Source organism: Acidovorax sp. GW821-FHT11A03 (assembly GCF_058809075.1).
In genome coordinates, this window is the sequence record NZ_JBXASG010000002.1 from 576,054 (window position 1) to 594,151 (window position 18,098).

An 18,098-nucleotide genomic window follows, 5' to 3' on the forward strand; every position below is an offset into this window, starting at 1 on the left:
TTACGATCTCACAGTCTAGCCCGCTGGCCTGCCCTGCGCCACCCGGGGTTTATTTGCACTGCAACATGAAGCTCTCCCCACACGCCCTCGAACTCGCGCAAACCCTGGTGCGCATGAACACCGTCAGCCACAACTCCAACCTGGAGCTGATCCATTTCATCCGCGACCACCTCGCCCGGCTGGGCGTAAAAAGCCGGCTGACCTTCAACGAGGACAAGACCAAGGCCAACCTGTTCGCCACCCTGGGCGAAGGCAAGCCGGCCGGCGTGATCCTTTCGGGCCACACGGACACCGTGCCGTGGGATGGGCAGGAATGGACGATGGACCCGCTGAGCGCGCGCGTCCTGGACGGCCCCGAGGGGCCGAGCCTGTATGGCCGGGGCAGCGCCGACATGAAGGCCTTCATCGGCATCGCCGTGTCGCAGGCCGAGCAGTTCCTCCACAGCAACGCGCCCTTCGCCGTGCACCTGGCCTTCAGCTATGAGGAAGAGATCGGCTGCTTCGGCGTCAAGGAACTGATCGCCGACCTGCGCGAAGCGAACATCAAGCCGCTGGCCTGCATCGTGGGCGAACCCACCAGCATGGTGCCCGCCATCGCCCACAAGGGCGTGTACCGCTACAAGTGCTGCGTGCGCGGCAAGGAGGCGCACTCGTCGCTCACGCCCCATTCGGTCAACGCCATCGAGATGGCGGCCCGCGTGGTCGGCCGCCTGCGCGACATGGGCGAGGGTTTCGAGCGCGAGGAGCCCCGCTTCGAGGGCTTCGACGTGCCGTTCTCGACCACCAGCGTGGGCCAGTTCCACGGCGGCATCGCCGACAACGTGGTGCCGCGCGATGCCGAGTTCCGCTATGAATTCCGCGACCTGCCCACGGCCAACGCCGCGCAGATGCAGTCCGAGGTGGTGGCGTATGCGAAATCTCTGGAGCCGCGCATGAAGCAGGTGGCGCCGGCGGCCGGCTTCTCGTTCGAAACCATCTGCGAGATCCCGAGCTTCCTGGGCAGCAAGGACGACCCGGTGACGCGCCTGGCGCAGACCCTGTCGGGCGAGAAGAGCACCACCCTCGTCGCCTTCGGCACCGAGGCCGGCCTGTTCAAGAACGCCGGCATCTCCACCGTGGTCTGCGGCCCCGGCAGCATCCGCCAGGCGCACCAGCCGGACGAGTATGTGAGCCTGGAACAGCTGGCGCGCTGCGAGGCGTTCATGCAGGGGCTGGCGCGCACCACCTCGATCGACTAGCCAAGTCCTGCAAAGCCTCTGGCCAACGCAATCCCCACGCGGGCTGCAACTGGCGCGCCCCAGACCAGTGCCACCGTGGAACTGGCTCCGCCAGGCCACGGGTGGCGTCCCCCTCTGGGGGAAGACGCGAAGCGGCTCAGGGGGATATCAAGTCCTCACGCGTCCGTCCCCCGTCAGCATCGACATCTCGACAAACTTCGACGCCGCGTGGCTGGTGGCGCTGAACGACACCGGAAACCCCGAGATCACCTGGTTGCCGATCGCCTCGGTGCCAGCGATGAAGCTCTCGCGCGTGAGCTTGCCGCCGCCTTGCGCCTGCCGCAGGCCCTCGGTGAAGATGCGGGCGGCCAGGTAGCCTTCCATGCTGGAATAGTTGGGCTGCACCTTGTCGCCCCCCTTCTTGATGGCCTCCAGGAATTCGCGCGTGATCTGGCGCGAGGGCTGGTAGGGCGAGGGCACGACCTGCGAGACCACCACGCCCGCGCCGTCCTTGCCCAGCTCATCGGCCAGGGCCTGCGTGCCCACGAAAGACACGTTGTAGAACGTGCCGCCGTACCCCGCCTTGCGCGCCGCGCGCACGAAGGCCGCGCTGCCCGCATAGGCGGCGATCTGCACCACGGCGTCGGGCTGGGCCGACACCAGCTTGTCCACGGCGGCCTTCACATCGGTGGAATTGCGCTCCACCGTGGCCGTGGCCACCGCCGCGAGCTTGAGCTCGGCCAGGGCCCGGTTCACGCCGTCGAGCCCGGCCTTGCCGTAGGCGTCGTTCTGGTAGAACACGGCGATCTTCTTGAGCCCGAGGTTGGTGAGCTGGCGCACGATGAGCGCGGTCTCGTCGTAGTAGGACGCGCGCACATGGAAGATGAGCCGGTTGAATGGCTGGCGCAGCGCCTCGGCCCCGGTGAAGGGGCCGAAGAACGGCACCTTCTCCCGGGTGAACAGGGGCAGCGCGGCCAGGCTGGTGGGGGTGCCGATGTAGCCGAACAGGGCGAACACCTCGTCGGCGATGAGTTTCCTGGTGTTTTCGGCGCAGCGGTCGGGCTCGTAGCCATCGTCCATGGTGCGGATCTCCACCATGCGCCGGCCCACGCCGCCCTGGGCGTTGAGCTGGTCGAAAAAGAGCTTGGCCCCCAGGTTGAACTGCACGCCCAGCTGCGCCGCCGGGCCGGTGAAGGCAGCCGACTGGCCCAGCACGATGCGGCCTTCGCCCTGGGCACCCACCCTCTGGAAGCCCCCCAGCGCGGCCGCACCCAGGCCGATGGAAAACTGTCTGCGCCCCAATGCCATTTGCTTCATGGTGAAATCCCTCTTCCTGTCAACACAACGAGGCTGACCCCTCGATGCTGCCGGTGAGCAGCCTGCTGGGGAAGCGATGCGCAATTTGATAGATGTTGGTTAGATATGCACGCCGTTTCCAACCCTCTGGCAGTTTAACGACCACCCCACATATGTCCACGCCTTCCGCCACCATTTCTCCGCCAGCTGTCCCCGTCCAGGTGCGTGGCGCCTGCCCGCACGATTGCCCCGACACCTGCGCCCTGATCACCACCGTGGACGACAACGGCGTGGCCACCCGCGTGCAGGGCAATCCCGACCACCGCCACACCGACGGCGCGCTGTGCGCCAAGGTGAGCAAGTACACCGAGCGCAGCTACCACCCCGAGCGCGTGCTCACTCCGCTCAAGCGCACGGGCCCCAAGGGCAGCGGCCAGTTCGCGCCTGTCAGCTGGGACGAGGCCCTGGACGACATCGCCCATCGCCTGCAGTCCATCGCCGCGCGCGACCCCGAGGCCGTGCTGCCCTACAGCTACGCCGGCACCATGGGCATGGTGCAGGGCGAGAGCATGGACCGCCGCTTCTTCCACAAGCTCGGTGCATCGCTGCTCGACCGCACCATCTGCGCATCCGCCGGGGCCGAAGCGCTGACGCAGACCCTGGGCGGCAAGGTGGGCATGAAGGTGGAGTTCTTCGCCGAATCGCAGCTCATCCTGATCTGGGGCAGCAACTCCATCGGCAGCAACCTGCATTTCTGGCGCTACGCGCAGCAGGCCAAGAGGAATGGCGCCCGGCTGGTGTGCATCGACCCGCGCAAGAGCGAGACAGCCGACAAATGCCACGAGCACATCGCCCTGCGCCCGGGCACCGATGCCGCGCTGGCCCTGGCGCTGATGCACGAGCTGATCGCCCACGACTGGCTGGACCACGACTACATCGCGCGCCACACGCTGGGCTGGGACCCGCTGCGCGAGCGCGCCCTGCAGTGGCCGCCCGAGCGCGCCGCCGAGATCTGCGGCATTCCGGTCGAGCAGATCCGCCAGCTGGCCCGGGACTACGGCACCACGAAGCCCGCCGCCATCCGCCTGAACTACGGCATGCAGCGCGTGCGCGGCGGCGGCAACGCGGTGCGCGCCGTGGCCTGCCTGCCCGCCCTCACCGGCGCCTGGCGCCACCGCGCGGGCGGCGTGCTGCTGTCCAGCTCCGGCCAGTTCCCGGCGCAGCGCGCGGTGCTGCAGCGGCCCGACCTGATGCCCCAGGCGGCCTCAGGGCGCGTGCCCCGCACCATCAACATGACGACCATCGGCGACGACCTGCTGCGCGAGGCATCGCCCGCCTTCGGCCCGAAGGTCGAGGCCGTGGTGGTCTACAACAGCAACCCCGTGGCGGTGGCCCCGGACTCGGGCAAGGTGGTGCGCGGCTTTGCGCGCGAAGACCTGTTCACCGTGGTGCTGGAGCACTTCAAGACCGACACCGCCGACTACGCGGACTACATCCTGCCCGCCACCACGCAGCTCGAACACTGGGACGTGCACCTGTCCTACGGCCACACCGACGTGGTGCTCAACCGCCCCGCCATCCAGCCCTTGGGCGAGGCCCGCAGCAACGCCCAGATCTTCCGCGACCTGGCCGCGCGCATGGGCTTTGCCGATCCCTGCTTTGCCGACACCGACGAGGCGCTGTGCCGCCAGGCGTTTGGGGATGCCGTGGACTACGCGCTGCTCGAATCCCAGGGCTTTGCCACCGTGGCCATCCCGGATGCGCTGTTCGCCGAAGGCAACTTTCCGTCACCGTCGGGCAAGTGCGAGTTCTACAGCGCCCGCCTGGCCGCCCAGGGCCTGGACGGCCTGCCCGACCACCTGCCCAACTACGAACTGCAGGGCACGGATGCACGCTACCCGCTGGCGATGATCTCGCCGCCCGCGCGCAACTTCTTGAACTCCACCTTCGTGAACGTGACGAGCCTGCGCAACATCGAAGGCCGCCCGATCCTGGAGATCCACCCCGACGACGCCGAAGCCCGCGGCATCGCCAACGACGCCGTGGTGCGCGTGTTCAACGACCGTGGCAGCTACCAGTGCCACGCCACCGTCTCCCGCCGCGCACGGCCCGGCGTGGTCAACGGCCTGGGCATCTGGTGGCGCAAGCTGGGGCTCGATGGGACGAACGTGAACGAGGTGACGAGCCAGGCACTGACGGACCTGGGGCGCGCGCCGACGTTTTATGACTGTTTGGTGGAGGTGGAGGCTGTGGAGGCAGCGGCAATAGCAGGCTGACCGCGCTCTGCCAGACACGCAGAATGCTCATTTTTTGATAGCTTCTGGCGCTTATTGGACAGGCGCCAGTAGCCATTTTCACTAAAAACCACCTCTCACTGTGCCTGCATGGCATGGGTGCGGCCTGCGTCCCCCGCAGTCAACGCCAGAAAGTGATGCACCACGGGCCGCTCCGCTCCCTGGTGAAACCGCAGCGCCTCCGCCTGCAGGTCCGCGTCCGCCTTGGACACGCGGTGGTGCTGGCGCAGGTGTTCGGCCCAGGATTCGACCAGGAACCACTCGATCACGCGGCCCGGCTCGCCGGTGTGTTCGGCCACGCCCCAGGCATAGGCACCGTCGCGGCGGCGCTCGACCGACAGGCGGTGCATGGCCTGCAGGAAGGCGGGCAGGTCGGGCTTGGCGATGCGGTATTCGATCTGCACCATCACCGGGCCCCGGTCGTGCGCCACGGGTTCGGCCAGCAGGGGCTCGGGCCAGTGGTTGGAGGGCTGCAGGTCGGCGTCGCCGGTGGGCAGCTTCACGCGGTGAAAGATGAGCGACGCCACCACCAGCCCGGCCGCGCCCATCAGCAGCGTGACCGGCAGGCCAGCCTGCCCCGCGATGAGGCCCCAGCCCAGGCTGCCGGCGGCCATTGCGCCGTTGAAGACCATGAGGTAGATGGCCAGGCCGCGGCCGCGCACCCAGTTGGGCAGCACGGCCTGGGCCACGCCGTTGAGGGTGGTCAGCGCGATGATCCAGCCCAGGCCCAGCACCAGCATCAGCGCCACGGCGGCCCACTGGGGCGGGGCCACGGTCAGCACGCCCATGACGGCGGCGGTGAGCAGGGATGCCAGCAGCACCAGGCCGTCGGTGTCGAGCCGCTGGCGCAAACGGGGCAGCAGCACGGCGCCCAGGATGGCGCCCGCGCCCACGGCGCCCAGCATCACGCCGTAAAAGCCTGCCGAGCCGCCCAGCATGCGGCGCGCCACCAGCGGCAGCAGCGCCCAGACGGAGCTGGCAAACAGAAAGAACACGGCCGCGCGCAGCAGCACCACGTGCAGTTCGCGGCTGGCGCGGGCGTAGCGCACGCCGGCACGGAAGGCACCGAAGAACTGCTCGTTCAGGCCTGAGGCCTCGGCTTGGGGGCGCTTCCACCACAGCAGCGCGGCGATCACGAACACATAGCTCAGCACGTCCAGGCCGTAGGCCATGGCCGCGCCGAAGCTGGCCAGCAGCAGGCCGCCCGCCGCCGGGCCGATGGCGCGTGCGATGTTGATGCCCAGCGAGTTGAGCGCCACGGCGCTCTTGAGTTCGCTGCGCGGTACCAGCTCGGGCACGATGGACTGCCAGGTGGGGCCCATGAGCGCAGCGCCGATGCCGCCCACGAAGGTCAGCGCCACCAGCCACTCGACCGTCAGCGTGTGGGTGTTGGCCAGGATGAGCAGCGTACCGCTGACGGCGGCCAGCAGCACCTGCACGCCGATGAGGAAACGGCGTCGGTCCAGGATGTCCGACAGCACACCCGCGGGAATGGCGAGCAGAAAGACCGGCAGCGTGGCGGCCGTCTGGATCAGCGCGACCGCGGTGGGGCTGGACGAGAGCTCGGTCACCATCCAGGCGCTGGCCACGTCGCGCATGAAGCTGCCGATGTTGCCCAGCACGGTGGCGGCCCACAGCACCGCGAAGACGGGAATGGCCAGCGGCGCGAAGCTGCCCGATGCGGTGGTGGTGTCGGGTTTGGTTGGGCGGTGATCAGACATGGCGGCCTCCGAGGTCGTGCCAGGCGACGAGCAGCATGCCGCCCACCAGGCCCCAGTGTTCAAAAAATGCGTTGGCGCTGCGCTGCCGATCGGCGGGCGGCGCGGCCCAGAAGCGGTCTGCCAGCAAGGCGGCGAGCACGGTGAAGCCCGCCAGGGCCAGCGCCCCCAGCCAGCGGTACCAGCCCGACAGGATGAGCGCCGAGGCCGAAAGCTGCAGCACCAGCGTGGCAGCAGCGATGGGCGCGGCGGGCGCCAGACCAAGCGAGCGCACCTCGGCCACGGCGCCCGCAAAGTTGCGGGCCTTGCCGATGCCGCCCTGCAGGTACGCGGCGCAAAGGCACAGCAGCGCCAGCGTCTGCACCCAGGGAGCGGTGGCGGCGGTGTGCAATGCGTGCTGCACCGTCACACCGCCCAGCAGGCGCAGCCGAGCGCACCCCAGAAGCCCTGCAGGTCGGACACGGGCAGCTTGCTGCTCCAGGCCGTGGCATGGGCGTGGCCGTGCAGGTTGCAGTTGCTGGCACAGCCGCAGTTCGCCGCGGCGTTGCGCAGCACGGCCTGCAGCGGCGCGCCGTCCGGCCCGCCCTGAGCGCCCCAGGCGCCGTAGCCGCCGAAGGTGCGCACGGGCGACCAGTCGGGCATGGCGGGCGGCGGGGCCGCGTCATCGAAGCGCGCGAAGTCGCCCACGCCATAGACCACCTTGCCGCCCACCACAGTGAGCAGGGCCGTGGTGTCGGCGATGTCGGACTCGGGGCAGGCAAAGAAGTCGCGGTCGGGCACGACGAGGTCGGCCAGCTGGCCTGCTTCGATGCGGCCCTTCTTGCCCTGCTCGTTGCTGAACCAGGTGACGTTCTCGGTCCACATGCGCAGGGCCTGGTCGCGGGTGAGGCAGTTGCGCTGCGGCGTGAGCTGCAGGCCGCCCACCGTCTTGCCGGTGACGAGCCAGGACAGCGACACCCAGGGGTTGTAGCTGGCCACGCGGGTGGCGTCGGTGCCGGCGGACACGTGGACGCCCTTCTCCAGCATGCGCTTGACGGGGGGCGTGGCCTCGGCCGCCGCAGCGCCGTAGCGCTCCACGAAGTACTCGCCCTGGTAGGCCATGCGGTGCTGCACGGCCACGCCGCCGCCCAGGGCGGCGATGCGGTCGATGGACTTTTCCGAAATGGTCTCGGCGTGGTCGAAGAACCAGTTCAGGCCGGCCAGCGGTGTGTCCTGGTTGACCTTTTCGAACACGTTGAGCGCGCGCTCGATGGTCTCGTCGTAGGTGGCGTGCATGCGCCAGGGCCAGCGGTTCTGCGCGAGGATGCGCACCACCTCTTCCAGCTCGCCTTCCATGCCGGGCGCGAGCTCGGGCTGGGGCTGGCGGAAGTCCTCGAAGTCGGCGGCGGAGAACACCAGCATCTCGCCCGCGCCGTTGTGGCGAAAGTAGTCCGTGCCCTGCTTGTACTGCGAGGTGGCCGTCCAGTTCAGGAAGTCTTCTTTCTCGTGCTGGGGCTTTTGCGTGAACAGGTTGTAGGCCAGGCGGATGGTGAGCTGGTCGGCATCGGCCAGCTCCTGGATCACGTCGTAGTCATCCGGATAGTTCTGCATGCCGCCGCCCGCGTCGATGGCGCCGGTCACGCCCAGGCGGTTGAGCTCGCGCATGAAGTGGCGCGTGGAGTTGACCTGGTAGTCGTGCGGCAGCTTGGGGCCCTTGGCCAGCGTGGCATACAGGATGGCCGCGTTGGGCTTGGCCAGCAGCAGGCCCGTGGGGTTGCCCGCGCTGTCGCGCACGATCTCGCCACCGGGTGGTGCGGGCGTGTCCTTGCCGTAGCCCACGGCGCGAAGGGCGGCTCCGTTGAGCAGCGCGCGGTCGTACAGGTGCAGGATGAACACCGGGGTGTCGGGCGCCACGGCGTTCAGCTCGGCCAGCGTGGGCAGGCGCCTTTCCACGAACTGGTGTTCGGTGAAGCCGCCCACCACGCGCACCCACTGCGGCGCGGGCGTCACCGCCACCTGGGCTTGGAGCATGGCCATGGCGTCGGCCAGGCTGCGCACCCCGTCCCACCGCAGCTCCATGTTGAAGTTGAGGCCGCCGCGGATGATGTGCAGGTGGTTGTCGATGAGCCCCGGCAGCACGCTGCGCCCGCCCAGGTCGATGACCCGCGTCTGCGGGCCGGCGAGCGCCATCACCTCGCGGTCGTCACCCACCTTGGTGAAGCGCCCTTGCGCAATGGCGACCGCACTGGCCGTGGGGTTGGCGCGGTCCAGCGTGGTGAAGCGGCCGTTGCGCAGGATGAGGTCGGGGGTGATGGCGGGTTGGGTCATGATGTTCAGGCCTTCAAGAATTTCAGCAATGGCAGAGCGCAAAAAGGGTGCAGTGGCCGTAGCGAGCGGCCCTAGCCTGCATCGAGGACCGCAGCCGTACAAGCGTACGGCGAGAACCGCAGGTGCGGGATCGGGTCGCGCAGTAGGCCAATGCACCCTTTTTTTAGGATTCTTGGGCGTTGAACATGGTCTTGGCGTAGGTGATGCCCAGGCCGTAGCCGCCGCCGAACTTCCTGGCGATACCCGTCGTCATGTCGTACGTCTCGCCCCGCGCCCAGTCGCGCTGCAGCTCCAGCAGGTACTGCAATGCCGTGATGGGCCGCGCGCCGGCCTGCACCATGCGCTCCATGGCGCGGTTGTGGGCTTCGGCCGAGATGTCGCCGCTGGCGTCGGCGATCACATACACCTCGAAGCCCTGGTCCAGCGCCGACAGTGCCGGGCCCACGATGCACACGCTGGTCCACAGGCCGGCCAGCACGATGCGCGGCTTGCCGATGGCGTTGACACGGGCGATCACGGCCTCGTCTTCCCAGGTGTTCATGGAGGTGCGGTCCAGCAGCGCCTGGCCGGGGAACGGTGCGGTCACTTCCTCGAACATGGGGCCGCTGAAGCTCTTCTCGGCCACGGTGGTGAGGATGGTGTCCACGCCAAACCCGGCGGCCGCGCTGGCCACCAGGCCGGCGTTGGAGCGCAGCGTGATCGCATCGATGGAGTGTGTGGCAAAGGCCATCTGCGACTGGAAGTCGATCATGACCAGCGTGTGGTCGTCGGCGTTCAGCAGCGTGGCGCCGGGTTTGGCGTAGGCGACGGGACGGGCGGTGGCGTTGGCTGCGGTGGCCGTGTGGGCGTTGGTCATGGTGATCTCCCTGGAAATTGAAGATGAAGTAGATCGAGAAGAAAAAAACGCGAGAAAGGAAATGCGGCGGGCCGGGGCGCGGCGAGAGGCAGGGATGGACGGCATCGCCCACCCATTCCTCAGGCCCCGCGTTCGCTCAGTGCGGCATCGTGGGCAGCTCGTTGGGCCGCAGGTCGAACACCAGCACCTCGGCGTCTTCGCCGTTGGCAAAGCGCAGGGCCCCGGCGTCGCGGATGCGGGCGCCGTCGCCTTCGGACAGCCGCTCGCCGTTCACCTCCAGGCTGCCCCGGGCCACGTGCACATACACGTTGCGGCCTGGGCCCACGTCCAGATCGGCCGCTTCTTCGCTGCCGTCGAACAAGCCGGCATAGACCCGGGCGTCCTGGTGCACGGCCAGCGATCCGTCGGCCCCTTCGGGCGAGATGATCTGGCGCAGGCGGCCGCGCTTGTCGGCCTCGCTGAAGTGCACCTGCTGATAGCGGGGTGCGGCGCCGCGGGCACCGGGCACGATCCAGATCTGCAGGAAGTGCACGGGCTCAACGCCCGAGTGGTTGAACTCGCTGTGGCGCACGCCGGTGCCGGCGCTCATCATCTGCACGTCACCGGGGCGGATGACCGAGCCCGTGCCCATGGAGTCCTTGTGCTCCAGCGCGCCTTCCAGCACGTACGAGAAGATTTCCATGTCGCGGTGCGGATGGGTGCCAAAACCCTTGCCCGGGGCCACGCGGTCGTCGTTGATGACCAGCAGGTCGGAGAAGCCTTGCTGGTTGGCGTCGTGGTAGTGGCCAAAGGAGAAGGTGTGGCGCGAATGGAGCCAGCCGTGGTTGGCGTTGCCGCGGTGTTGGGCCTTGCGGATGTCGAGCATGGTGTCTTCCTTTCAATGTCTGTCGATGAATTTCACACTGGGCGTCCGGTTTGAAATTTGCTGTATTTCATTGGGCTTCAGTGCTGCGATGGATGAAGTATCCGGCGCATGAGAAGGCAGCAGGTTGAAAGGTTTTGCCATTCATCATCGATAATTTCGATGATCGAAATTCCGGGCCTGTTGCCATGCTGAAACTCTCCCTCGAAGCCATCGAATTGGTGGATGCGATTGCCCGCTACGGCTCGTTCGCGGGCGCCTCGGAGCGGCTGCACAAGGTGCCGTCCACCATTTCCTATGCCGTGGGCAAGCTCGAAGAGCAGCTGGGCCTGGCCCTGTTCACCCGCAACGGGCCGCGCGTGGCGCTCACGCCCGCAGGGCACGAGCTGCTCAAGGAGGGCCGCTGGCTGCTGGCCTCGGCGCGTCAGCTCGAATCGCGCCTGCGGCAGATCGCCACCGGGTTCGAGTCCGAGCTGCGGCTGGTGCACGACTCGCTGATACCCACCAGCGCGTTCAACGACGACATCGCGGCCTTTGAGGGGCTGGACTGCGGCACGCGCCTGCGCATCGGCTGCGAGGCGCTGACGGGCACCTGGGAGGCGCTGCGCGACGGGCGCGCCGACATCATCGTGGCGGCGGGCGAAGGCCCCGCCGGCGGCGGCTACAAGGCCGTGGCGGTGGGCAGCCTGGACTTCGTGTTCTGCGTGACTGCGTCGCACCCGCTGGCGCGCATGGGCCGGCCGCTCACGCGCAGCGACCTGCTGGAGCACACGGCCGTGGTGGTGGGCGACGGGGCGCGCACGCTGTCGGACCGCACGGTGGGCCTGCTGTCGGGCCAGCGGCGCATCACCGTGCCGTCGATGCAGGCCAAGATCGCCTGCCAGGCCGCCGGGCTGGGCCACGGCTTCGTGCCGCGCGCCTGCGTGCGGGTGGAGCTGGAAAACGGCATCCTGGTGGAGGTGCCGGTGGAAGAGCCCCGCGCTGATGAAACCTTCTGGCTGGCCTGGAAGCCCGAGCACCGCGGCGAGGCGCTCAAGTGGTGGTGCGAGCGGCTGGCACGGCCGCTGCTGCCGGGAATCTTGCCTTACTAGAGGGCCTGGCGAAAGTAGTCACTACACTTTTGATAGCTGCTTGCGCTCGCCAGACAAGCGGTAGGCAGCTTTTTTATCTCAAAACATCAGACTCAGCGCCACTGCTGCGCGAAGAACTGCACCACCTGCGCCTCCAGCACCGCGTGGTAGGCCACGCGGTCGAAGCCCGCAGGGTTGGCGGCGGCATCGCCCGCGTCGGACGGCAGGCTCTGGCTGGGCTGGGCCATGAAGGCGAAGTGGCCGGCGCCCGGCACGGTGGCGGCCTGGGCGGTGGGCAGATTGGCGGCCACCAGCCCGCCGTGGTACTTGCCCGTCAGCACGGCATCCTGCTCGGCCACGCGCAGCAGCACCGGCACGGTCACGGCTTTGAGGCTCTCGGGGGTGAACACCACGGCCATGGGTGCCAGGGCCACGACGGCGCGGATGCGCGGGTCGGGCACGGAGACCAGGGCGCCGTCCGGCACCACGTTGGCGGGCGTGGCAGTGTTGGCAACGGCCAGCTGCGGCGCCTTGGGGCCCTGGGCCAGGCCGCAGAAGCCGGGGTCGTCCTGCACGCTGCGACAGTGCTGCGCGGCGCGGGCGGGCTCGGCCTGCGCGCCGGCCAGGGCCAGCACGGTGTAGCCACCGGCCGAGTGGCCCAGTGCGCCGATGCGGCCGGCCGGAATGCGGGGGCCCCACTCGGGGCTGGCCAGCAGCGCGTCGAGCACGCGGCTGACCTGGCGCGGGCGCTCGCCGAAGTAGCGGCCCGAGGTGATCATGGAGCGGTCCTGCCAGTTGTCGCCCGGGTGGCGAACGGCGGCCACCAGGTAGCCCTCCGCCGCCAGGCGCGTGGCCAGGTTGTGGTGCGCGAGTTCATTGCCGCCCGTGCCGTGCGACACCAGGAGCAGCCCCTTGAGCGGCTCGCCCGACACGGGCGCGCCCAGGCCGACCACTGGGCGCCAGGGGCCCAGCTGCACCACGCCCGCGCTGCGCACGGTGGGGTAGAACAGTGCCACGTTCACCGGCTCGTCGCCTGGCACGACGAGGGTGCGCAGGCCGGCGTGCTGGGCCGATGCGGCGCCGGGCAGCGTGGCCAGCGCCACGACGGCCGCGGCCATGAAGGGGCGGATATGCCGCGCGGCAAAGCGCAGGGCCAGGAGGAGGAGGATGGTCACGGTGCGCCTTTCGTCGGGTGTGCCAGAAGCCGCCACCGTGCAGGAGTGTGGTGGCGGCATGGCGGCACTGTAGGCGCGGCCCCACTGCACGGGGAGCGGCATGCGACGAAATGCCCGTGGGCGACGCGAAACGGTGGGCAAAAGGCGCGGGCGGTGCCCCGTCAGGGCTGCCGTATCACGCCAGCGCCTGCAGCAGGGCCTGCGCCGCAGGCTCTGACGACGCGGGGTTCTGCCCGGTGATCAGGAGCCCGTCGGTGACCACGTGCGGCTTCCAGTCGGCCTGCTTGGTGTACAGCCCGCCGTGGGCCATGAGCATGTCTTCCACCAGGAAGGGCACCACATGCGTCAGGCCGGCGGCGGCTTCCTCGCTGTTGGTAAAACCCGTGACGTTCTTGCCGCGCACCAGGGGCGTGCCGTCGGGCGCCTTGGCATCGCGCAGCACGCCGGGGGCATGGCACACGGCCGCCAGGGGTTTGCCGGCGGCCAGCGTGGATTCGATGAGGGCGATGGAGCGCGCGTCCTGTGCCAGGTCCCACAGCGGGCCGTGGCCGCCGGGGTAGAACACCGCATCGAACTGGGCGGCATCCAGCTCGGACAGCTTCAAGGTGCTGGCCAGTTGCGCCTGGGCCGCTGCGTCGTCCTTGAAGCGGCGCGTGGCATCGGTCTGCGCATCGGGCGCGTCGCTCTTGGGGTCCAGCGGCGGCTGGCCACCCCGGGGGGACGCGAGGGTGACCGAGGCGCCCGCGTCCTGGAACACGTAGTACGGGGCGGCGAATTCTTCGAGCCAGAAGCCTGTCTTCTTGCCCGTGTCGCCCAATTGGTCGTGCGACGTGAGAACCATGAGGATGCGGGGCATTAGGCGTCTCTTTCCTGGGTGCGGTTGAAAATATCGAGTCTCCCACCCTACCCGCAATCCCCACCGCCGCGCCCCCACCCGGCGCAGTTCGCGGCGTTGGCTTACAGCGCCGCTTCGAGAATCCGCCGGCTCACGGCGGGCGTGATCTCGCGCTGCTCGCCCAGCGTGACCATGCCGTGCGCCTCCAGCTGCGCCACCACGGCGCCCACGGTGTCGGCGCCCAGGCCGTAGCCAGACAGGCGCGTGGCGATGCCCATGGCCTCGAAGAAAGCGCGCGTTCGCCCGATGGCGGCGGTGATGCGTTCGTCGTCGGTGCCGGTGGTGATGCCCCACACGCGCTCGCCGTACTGCAGCAGCTTGGCGCGCTTGGGGCCACGGCGCTCGTGCAGCAGCGCGGGCAGCACGATGGCCAGCGTGCGCGCGTGGTCGATGCCGTGCAGCGCGGTGAGCTCGTGGCCGATCATGTGCGTGGCCCAGTCCTGCGGCACGCCCGCGCCGATCAGGCCGTTGAGCGCCATGGTGGCCGCCCACATGAGGTTGGCGCGGTCGTCGTACACGGGCTCGGGGGCGGTCAAGAGGCGCGGGCCGATCTCGATCAGCGTCTGCAGGATGCCTTCGGCAAAACGGTCCTGCACGGGCGCGTTGACCGGGTAGGTGAGGTACTGCTCCACCGTGTGCACGAAGGCATCGACCACGCCGTTGGCGAGCTGCTGGGGCGGCAGGGTGTAGGTCTTGGTGGGGTCGAGCACCGAGAACACGGGATAGGTGTGCACGCTACCAAAGGCCAGCTTCGCGCCCTTGGCGCGGTGGGTGATCACGCCGCCGTTGTTCATCTCGGAGCCCGTGGCGGGCAGCGTGAGCACGGCGCCGAAGGGCAGCGCGGCGGTGACGTTGCGGCCGTGCTTTTCCAGAATGGCCCAGGGATCGCCGCCCTCGAACTTCACGGCCGCTGCGATGAACTTGACCGCATCGATCACCGAGCCGCCGCCCACGGCGAGCAGGAAGTCGAACCCGCCTTCGCGGATCTGCGCCACGGCCTTCATCGAGGTTTCATAGCTGGGATTGGGCTCGATGCCGCTGAAGGTGGCGTGCTGGCGGCTGGCGAGCGCCGTGCGCACCTCGGCCAGCGTGCCGGTCTTCTCGGCGCTGGCGCCGCCCACGAGGATGAGCACCTTGGCGGCGGCGGGCACGAGCTTGTCCAGGTCGGCGATGCGGCCCTGGCCGAACGCGATGCGGGTGGGGTTGTGGAAGTCGAAATTCAGCATGGCAATCCTTGGGTGGGGTGCGGGCATTGTGTCGTGCCCTGGGCCGGGGCGGGCGTCGCCTGCGCAACACGGCGGGCAGGCACACCGGCCCGCCAGCGCGCCATGCCCCTCCCTGCCCCGCCTACCGCAGCACCACCAGCGCCGCAAACCCGAGCAGCAACACCATCGCCAGCGCCACGATGCCGGCGATGCCCACCGTCAGCACCTTGGCCACGGAGAATCCCCCGCTGCGGCGCAGGGTGCCCAGGCCCCGCAGCAGCAGGACCAGCGCGGCACACAGGGTGCACAGCACCATGCCAAAGGCCGCGGCGATGCAATCGAGCCCGAACGTACCGCATGCCATGGCCTGCCCGAAGCCGGTGAGCAAGGCCAGCGACACGCCAAGGCCCACGGCGAGCACACCAAGTCCCGCCCAGACCGGCACCGGCACGCGCGCCGCCGCCGAAGATGTAGTGGTGGTGGTGGCCATCGATCAGCCCTCGGCCTCTTCTCGTGCCGCCTGCCAGGGCAAGGCCGGGTCGGTGAAGGCGGGTTGCCACAGGTCGGCATAGACCGCAAACGCCTGCCGGCGGGTCTCGTCCGACTCCAGCTCGACCGCGGCATCGTCAAGCCCCCGCACGCTCCAGTCGGCCAGCACGGCGTAGCGCCGCTGCGCCGTGTCGATCAGCACCGAATGCAGGGCGTGGGTCGTGCACGCCACATAGCGCCCACCGGGGCTGACCAGGAAGTAACCCACGTCGCCGGGCCGCAGGGCAGCCATTGGCAGGGCGCGGCGCAAGGCATCGGCCCATTCGGGCGGGGCGGGTACGGGCATGGAAGAAAGAAACTCCTGGTGGGGCGCGGAACGTGCGCGCCGCGGTGGCGCGTCCTGCGTGGACCGACTGTAGCGGCAACGGCCACGGCCACGCTGGCGCCGCCCCTCAGGTGCTGCGGTCCCCGGGAGGCCCCGATCAATCCGGCGCCCCTGCCGCCCCACCCCTGGTTTCGCCCTGGCGACCGGACTCCGCGCCCGCCAACACCTGCAGCCGCTGCGCCATGAAGTCGCGCAGCGCGCGCACCAGCGGCGTGAGCTGGCGGCGGCTGGGCGCCACGAGGAACAGGGGCACGGCCTCGGTGGTCCAGCCCGGGCACAGCGGCACCAGGCGCCCGGCGGCAAGGTCGTCCGCCACATCGAAGTACGACTTGTAGGCGATGCCCCGGCCCCGCACGGCCCAGCGGCGCACGGCGTCGCCGTCGTTGGACACATTGCGGCTGCGCACGCGCACCAGCACCTCCTGGCCCGCCGCATCCCAGAAGCGCCAGCGGTCGTGCACGTCCTCGCCGAGCATGAAACACAGGGCGTCATGGCCGGCCAGCGCATGCGGCGTGGCGGGCGCCCCGCGGGCCTGCAGATAGGCGGGCGCGGCGCACAGCACGCGCCGGTGGTCGGCCGCGAGCGGCAGTGCCACCAGGCTCGAATCCTGCGGCTTGCCGTAGCGAAAGGCCGCGTCCACCGGCTCGCTGTAGACATTGGCCATGCGGTCCGACAGCTGCAGGCGGATGTCGATGCCCGGGTGCTCGGCCTGGAAGGCATCCAGCCACGGCAGCAGCACGTTGCGTCCCAGGTCCGAGGGGGCGGCGAGCAGGAGCGTGCCGCGAAATCCGCGGGCCTGGCCGCCTTGCAACTGGCCCCGCACCTGCTGCAGCGCGGCCAGCGCGGGGCGGCAGTGCTCCAGGAACAGCTCGCCCTCCTGCGTGAGCCGCAGGCTGCGCGTGGAGCGCACGAAGAGCGCCACGCCCAGCTCGGCCTCCAGCCGCTTGAGGGCCGCACTGGCCGCCGCCGGGGTGAGGTCCAGCGCCCGCGCGGTGGCCGACAGGCTGCCGCTGTCCACAGTGCGCACGAAGATGTCGAGGTCCTGCAGGCTTTTCATGGGTGGCGTGGGGAGTTTTAGGGCTGGATTTTCAAATTTTCTTTGAATATTGATTCAACCACCAGCCTATTTAAAACAAAAGACAACAGGATCACCATCACGGCCATGTTCCACACCGCTTGCCAAGGCACAACGCCATGACCTCCACCGCCACCGCGCCCGCTCTCGCGCGCCCCTTGCAACTCGGCCCGCTCACCTTGCCCAACCGCATGGTGATGGCCCCCATGACCCGCGCCCGCAGCAGCCAGCCGGGCGGCGTGCCCAACGCGCTCATGGCCGACTACTACGCCCAGCGCGCCAGCGCCGGGCTCATCGTGAGCGAGGCGAGCCAGGTCTCGCCCCAGGGCCAGGGCTACAGCTTCACGCCCGGCATCCACAGCGACGCGCAGGTGCAGGGCTGGCGCCGGGTGACCGACGCGGTGCATGCCGCCGGCGGCCGCATGGTGCTGCAGCTGTGGCACGTGGGCCGCATGTCGCACGCCAGTTTCCACGCCGACGGCCTGCCCGTGGCGCCCTCGGCCATTGCCCCCGAGGCCCGGGTGTGGGTGGCGGACGGCGACGGCGTGGGCCACATGCTCGACTGCCCGGTGCCGCGCGCGCTGCAAGCGAGCGAAATCGCCGGCGTGGTGGACGACTTCCGCCGCGCCGCCGCCAACGCCATGCGTGCTGGGTTCGACGGCGTGGAGATCCACGGCGCCAACGGCTATCTCATCGACCAATTCCTGCGCACCACTTCCAACCACCGCAGCGATGCCTATGGCGGCCCGGTGGCCCACCGCACCCGCTTCGCCCGCGAGGTGGCCGCCGCCGTGGCCAGCGAGGCCGGGGCCGAGCGCACCGGCATGCGCCTGGCGCCGTTCATCACGCAGCGCGGCATGGACTGCCCGGACATCATCCCCACCATCCTGCACCTGGCACGCGAGCTGGACACCCTGGGCCTGGCCTACCTGCACCTGGCCGAAGCCGACTGGGACGATGCCCCCTCCATTCCCGCCGATTTCCGCCAGGCCCTGCGCGCGGCCTATGGCGGCCGCGTGATCGTGGCGGGCAAGTACACGCCCGAACGCGCGCAGCAGATCCTGGATTCGGGCATGGCCGACCTGGTGGCCTTTGGCCGGCCGTTCATCGCCAACCCCGACCTGCCCGCGCGCTATGCGGCCGGGCTGCCCCTGGCCGGCTACGACCCGGGCACGCTGTTCGGCGGCGCGGCCCAGGGGTATTCCGACTACCGCGCGCACGCGGCCGCGGCGTGACGCCTGGCCGCCACCGCAT

Annotated in this window: 16 protein-coding genes; 4 read left to right on the forward strand and 12 right to left on the reverse strand. The window is 69.5% G+C overall.

Annotated elements, in window-relative coordinates; all coding sequences use genetic code 11:
- The first annotated feature begins 65 nt into the window (after positions 1–65).
- Positions 66–1,238, forward strand: coding sequence for an acetylornithine deacetylase (gene argE, locus AC1RVY_RS06410; protein ID WP_218297279.1), 1,173 nt, complete (start codon positions 66–68; stop codon positions 1,236–1,238).
- 147 nt (positions 1,239–1,385) lie between these two features.
- On the opposite strand, the gene AC1RVY_RS06415 is transcribed toward argE, so the two are convergent.
- A complete protein-coding gene (locus AC1RVY_RS06415; protein WP_492805832.1) occupies positions 1,386–2,534 on the reverse strand; it encodes an ABC transporter substrate-binding protein in 1,149 nt (382 codons plus the stop codon).
- A gap of 152 nt (positions 2,535–2,686) precedes the next feature.
- On the opposite strand from AC1RVY_RS06415, the gene AC1RVY_RS06420 reads away from it, so the two are divergent.
- Positions 2,687–4,789: a molybdopterin-containing oxidoreductase family protein gene (locus AC1RVY_RS06420; RefSeq protein ID WP_492805833.1), complete on the forward strand. Its 2,103-nt coding sequence runs from the start codon at positions 2,687–2,689 to the stop codon at positions 4,787–4,789.
- Between the two features lie 95 nt (positions 4,790–4,884).
- On the opposite strand, the gene AC1RVY_RS06425 is transcribed toward AC1RVY_RS06420, so the two are convergent.
- From AC1RVY_RS06425 to AC1RVY_RS06445, 5 genes are all read right to left on the reverse strand, one after another.
- The gene (locus AC1RVY_RS06425; RefSeq protein ID WP_492805835.1) at positions 4,885–6,528 is read right to left on the reverse strand and encodes an MFS transporter; all 1,644 of its coding nucleotides are present in this window, start codon (positions 6,526–6,528) and stop codon (positions 4,885–4,887) included.
- Entirely contained in the window at positions 6,521–6,928 is a 408-nt protein-coding gene (locus tag AC1RVY_RS06430) for a DoxX family protein (RefSeq protein WP_492805969.1), read from the reverse strand. Before AC1RVY_RS06430 ends, AC1RVY_RS06425 begins: the two co-directional genes overlap by 8 nt.
- Positions 6,929–6,930: 2 nt before the next feature.
- Positions 6,931–8,832 carry an amidohydrolase gene (locus AC1RVY_RS06435; RefSeq protein WP_492805836.1) on the reverse strand — a complete coding sequence of 634 codons (1,902 nt, stop codon included), beginning with the start codon at positions 8,830–8,832 and terminating at the stop codon, positions 6,931–6,933.
- A gap of 163 nt (positions 8,833–8,995) precedes the next feature.
- On the reverse strand, positions 8,996–9,688 hold the full coding sequence (locus AC1RVY_RS06440) for a hydrolase (RefSeq protein WP_492805838.1): 693 nt from the start codon (positions 9,686–9,688) through the stop codon (positions 8,996–8,998).
- A gap of 136 nt (positions 9,689–9,824) precedes the next feature.
- Positions 9,825–10,553: a pirin family protein gene (locus AC1RVY_RS06445; RefSeq protein WP_492805839.1), complete on the reverse strand. Its 729-nt coding sequence runs from the start codon at positions 10,551–10,553 to the stop codon at positions 9,825–9,827.
- Between the two features lie 185 nt (positions 10,554–10,738).
- Here AC1RVY_RS06445 and AC1RVY_RS06450 point away from each other — a divergent pair, with 185 nt between their 5' ends.
- Positions 10,739–11,641, forward strand: coding sequence for a LysR family transcriptional regulator (locus AC1RVY_RS06450; RefSeq protein WP_396505138.1), 903 nt, complete (start codon positions 10,739–10,741; stop codon positions 11,639–11,641).
- Between the two features lie 92 nt (positions 11,642–11,733).
- Here the strand turns inward: AC1RVY_RS06450 and AC1RVY_RS06455 are convergent, their stop codons facing one another.
- The 6 genes from AC1RVY_RS06455 to AC1RVY_RS06480 all read right to left on the reverse strand — a co-directional run bounded on the left by AC1RVY_RS06455 (position 11,734) and on the right by AC1RVY_RS06480 (position 16,826).
- Entirely contained in the window at positions 11,734–12,795 is a 1,062-nt protein-coding gene (locus tag AC1RVY_RS06455; RefSeq protein WP_492805841.1) for an alpha/beta hydrolase family protein, read from the reverse strand.
- A gap of 175 nt (positions 12,796–12,970) precedes the next feature.
- Entirely contained in the window at positions 12,971–13,651 is a 681-nt protein-coding gene (locus AC1RVY_RS06460) for a type 1 glutamine amidotransferase domain-containing protein (RefSeq protein ID WP_369641236.1), read from the reverse strand.
- A gap of 101 nt (positions 13,652–13,752) precedes the next feature.
- Positions 13,753–14,916, reverse strand: coding sequence for an iron-containing alcohol dehydrogenase (locus AC1RVY_RS06465; protein ID WP_218341387.1), 1,164 nt, complete (start codon positions 14,914–14,916; stop codon positions 13,753–13,755).
- Positions 14,917–15,037: 121 nt separating this feature from the next.
- A complete protein-coding gene (locus AC1RVY_RS06470) occupies positions 15,038–15,385 on the reverse strand; it encodes a hypothetical protein (RefSeq protein ID WP_492805842.1) in 348 nt (115 codons plus the stop codon).
- 3 nt (positions 15,386–15,388) lie between these two features.
- Positions 15,389–15,730 carry a hypothetical protein gene (locus AC1RVY_RS06475; RefSeq protein WP_492805844.1) on the reverse strand — a complete coding sequence of 114 codons (342 nt, stop codon included), beginning with the start codon at positions 15,728–15,730 and terminating at the stop codon, positions 15,389–15,391.
- A 136-nt stretch (positions 15,731–15,866) separates the two neighbouring features.
- On the reverse strand, positions 15,867–16,826 hold the full coding sequence (locus AC1RVY_RS06480) for a LysR family transcriptional regulator (RefSeq protein ID WP_255591693.1): 960 nt from the start codon (positions 16,824–16,826) through the stop codon (positions 15,867–15,869).
- 137 nt (positions 16,827–16,963) lie between these two features.
- Between AC1RVY_RS06480 and AC1RVY_RS06485 the strand changes: the two genes are divergently transcribed.
- Positions 16,964–18,079 (forward strand): alkene reductase, encoded by a 1,116-nt coding sequence (locus tag AC1RVY_RS06485; RefSeq protein WP_218297290.1) that lies wholly within the window; start codon positions 16,964–16,966, stop codon positions 18,077–18,079.
- Positions 18,080–18,098 lie beyond the last annotated feature (19 nt).

Bases quoted from the DNA above. Each gene is read 5' to 3' on its own strand.
- AC1RVY_RS06470 (WP_492805842.1), bottom strand. From the start codon at position 15,385: ATGGCCACCACCACCACTACATCTTCGGCGGCGGCGCGCGTGCCGGTG.
- AC1RVY_RS06465 (WP_218341387.1), bottom strand. From the start codon at position 14,916: ATGCTGAATTTCGACTTCCACAACCCCACCCGCATCGCGTTCGGCCAG.
- AC1RVY_RS06475 (WP_492805844.1), bottom strand. From the start codon at position 15,730: ATGCCCGTACCCGCCCCGCCCGAATGGGCCGATGCCTTGCGCCGCGCC.
- AC1RVY_RS06450 (WP_396505138.1), top strand. From the start codon at position 10,739: ATGCTGAAACTCTCCCTCGAAGCCATCGAATTGGTGGATGCGATTGCC.
- AC1RVY_RS06445 (WP_492805839.1), bottom strand. From the start codon at position 10,553: ATGCTCGACATCCGCAAGGCCCAACACCGCGGCAACGCCAACCACGGC.
- argE (WP_218297279.1), top strand. From the start codon at position 66: ATGAAGCTCTCCCCACACGCCCTCGAACTCGCGCAAACCCTGGTGCGC.
- AC1RVY_RS06460 (WP_369641236.1), bottom strand. From the start codon at position 13,651: ATGCCCCGCATCCTCATGGTTCTCACGTCGCACGACCAATTGGGCGAC.
- AC1RVY_RS06480 (WP_255591693.1), bottom strand. From the start codon at position 16,826: ATGAAAAGCCTGCAGGACCTCGACATCTTCGTGCGCACTGTGGACAGC.
- AC1RVY_RS06425 (WP_492805835.1), bottom strand. From the start codon at position 6,528: ATGTCTGATCACCGCCCAACCAAACCCGACACCACCACCGCATCGGGC.
- AC1RVY_RS06485 (WP_218297290.1), top strand. From the start codon at position 16,964: ATGACCTCCACCGCCACCGCGCCCGCTCTCGCGCGCCCCTTGCAACTC.
- AC1RVY_RS06440 (WP_492805838.1), bottom strand. From the start codon at position 9,688: ATGACCAACGCCCACACGGCCACCGCAGCCAACGCCACCGCCCGTCCC.
- AC1RVY_RS06415 (WP_492805832.1), bottom strand. From the start codon at position 2,534: ATGAAGCAAATGGCATTGGGGCGCAGACAGTTTTCCATCGGCCTGGGT.
- AC1RVY_RS06435 (WP_492805836.1), bottom strand. From the start codon at position 8,832: ATGACCCAACCCGCCATCACCCCCGACCTCATCCTGCGCAACGGCCGC.
- AC1RVY_RS06420 (WP_492805833.1), top strand. From the start codon at position 2,687: ATGTCCACGCCTTCCGCCACCATTTCTCCGCCAGCTGTCCCCGTCCAG.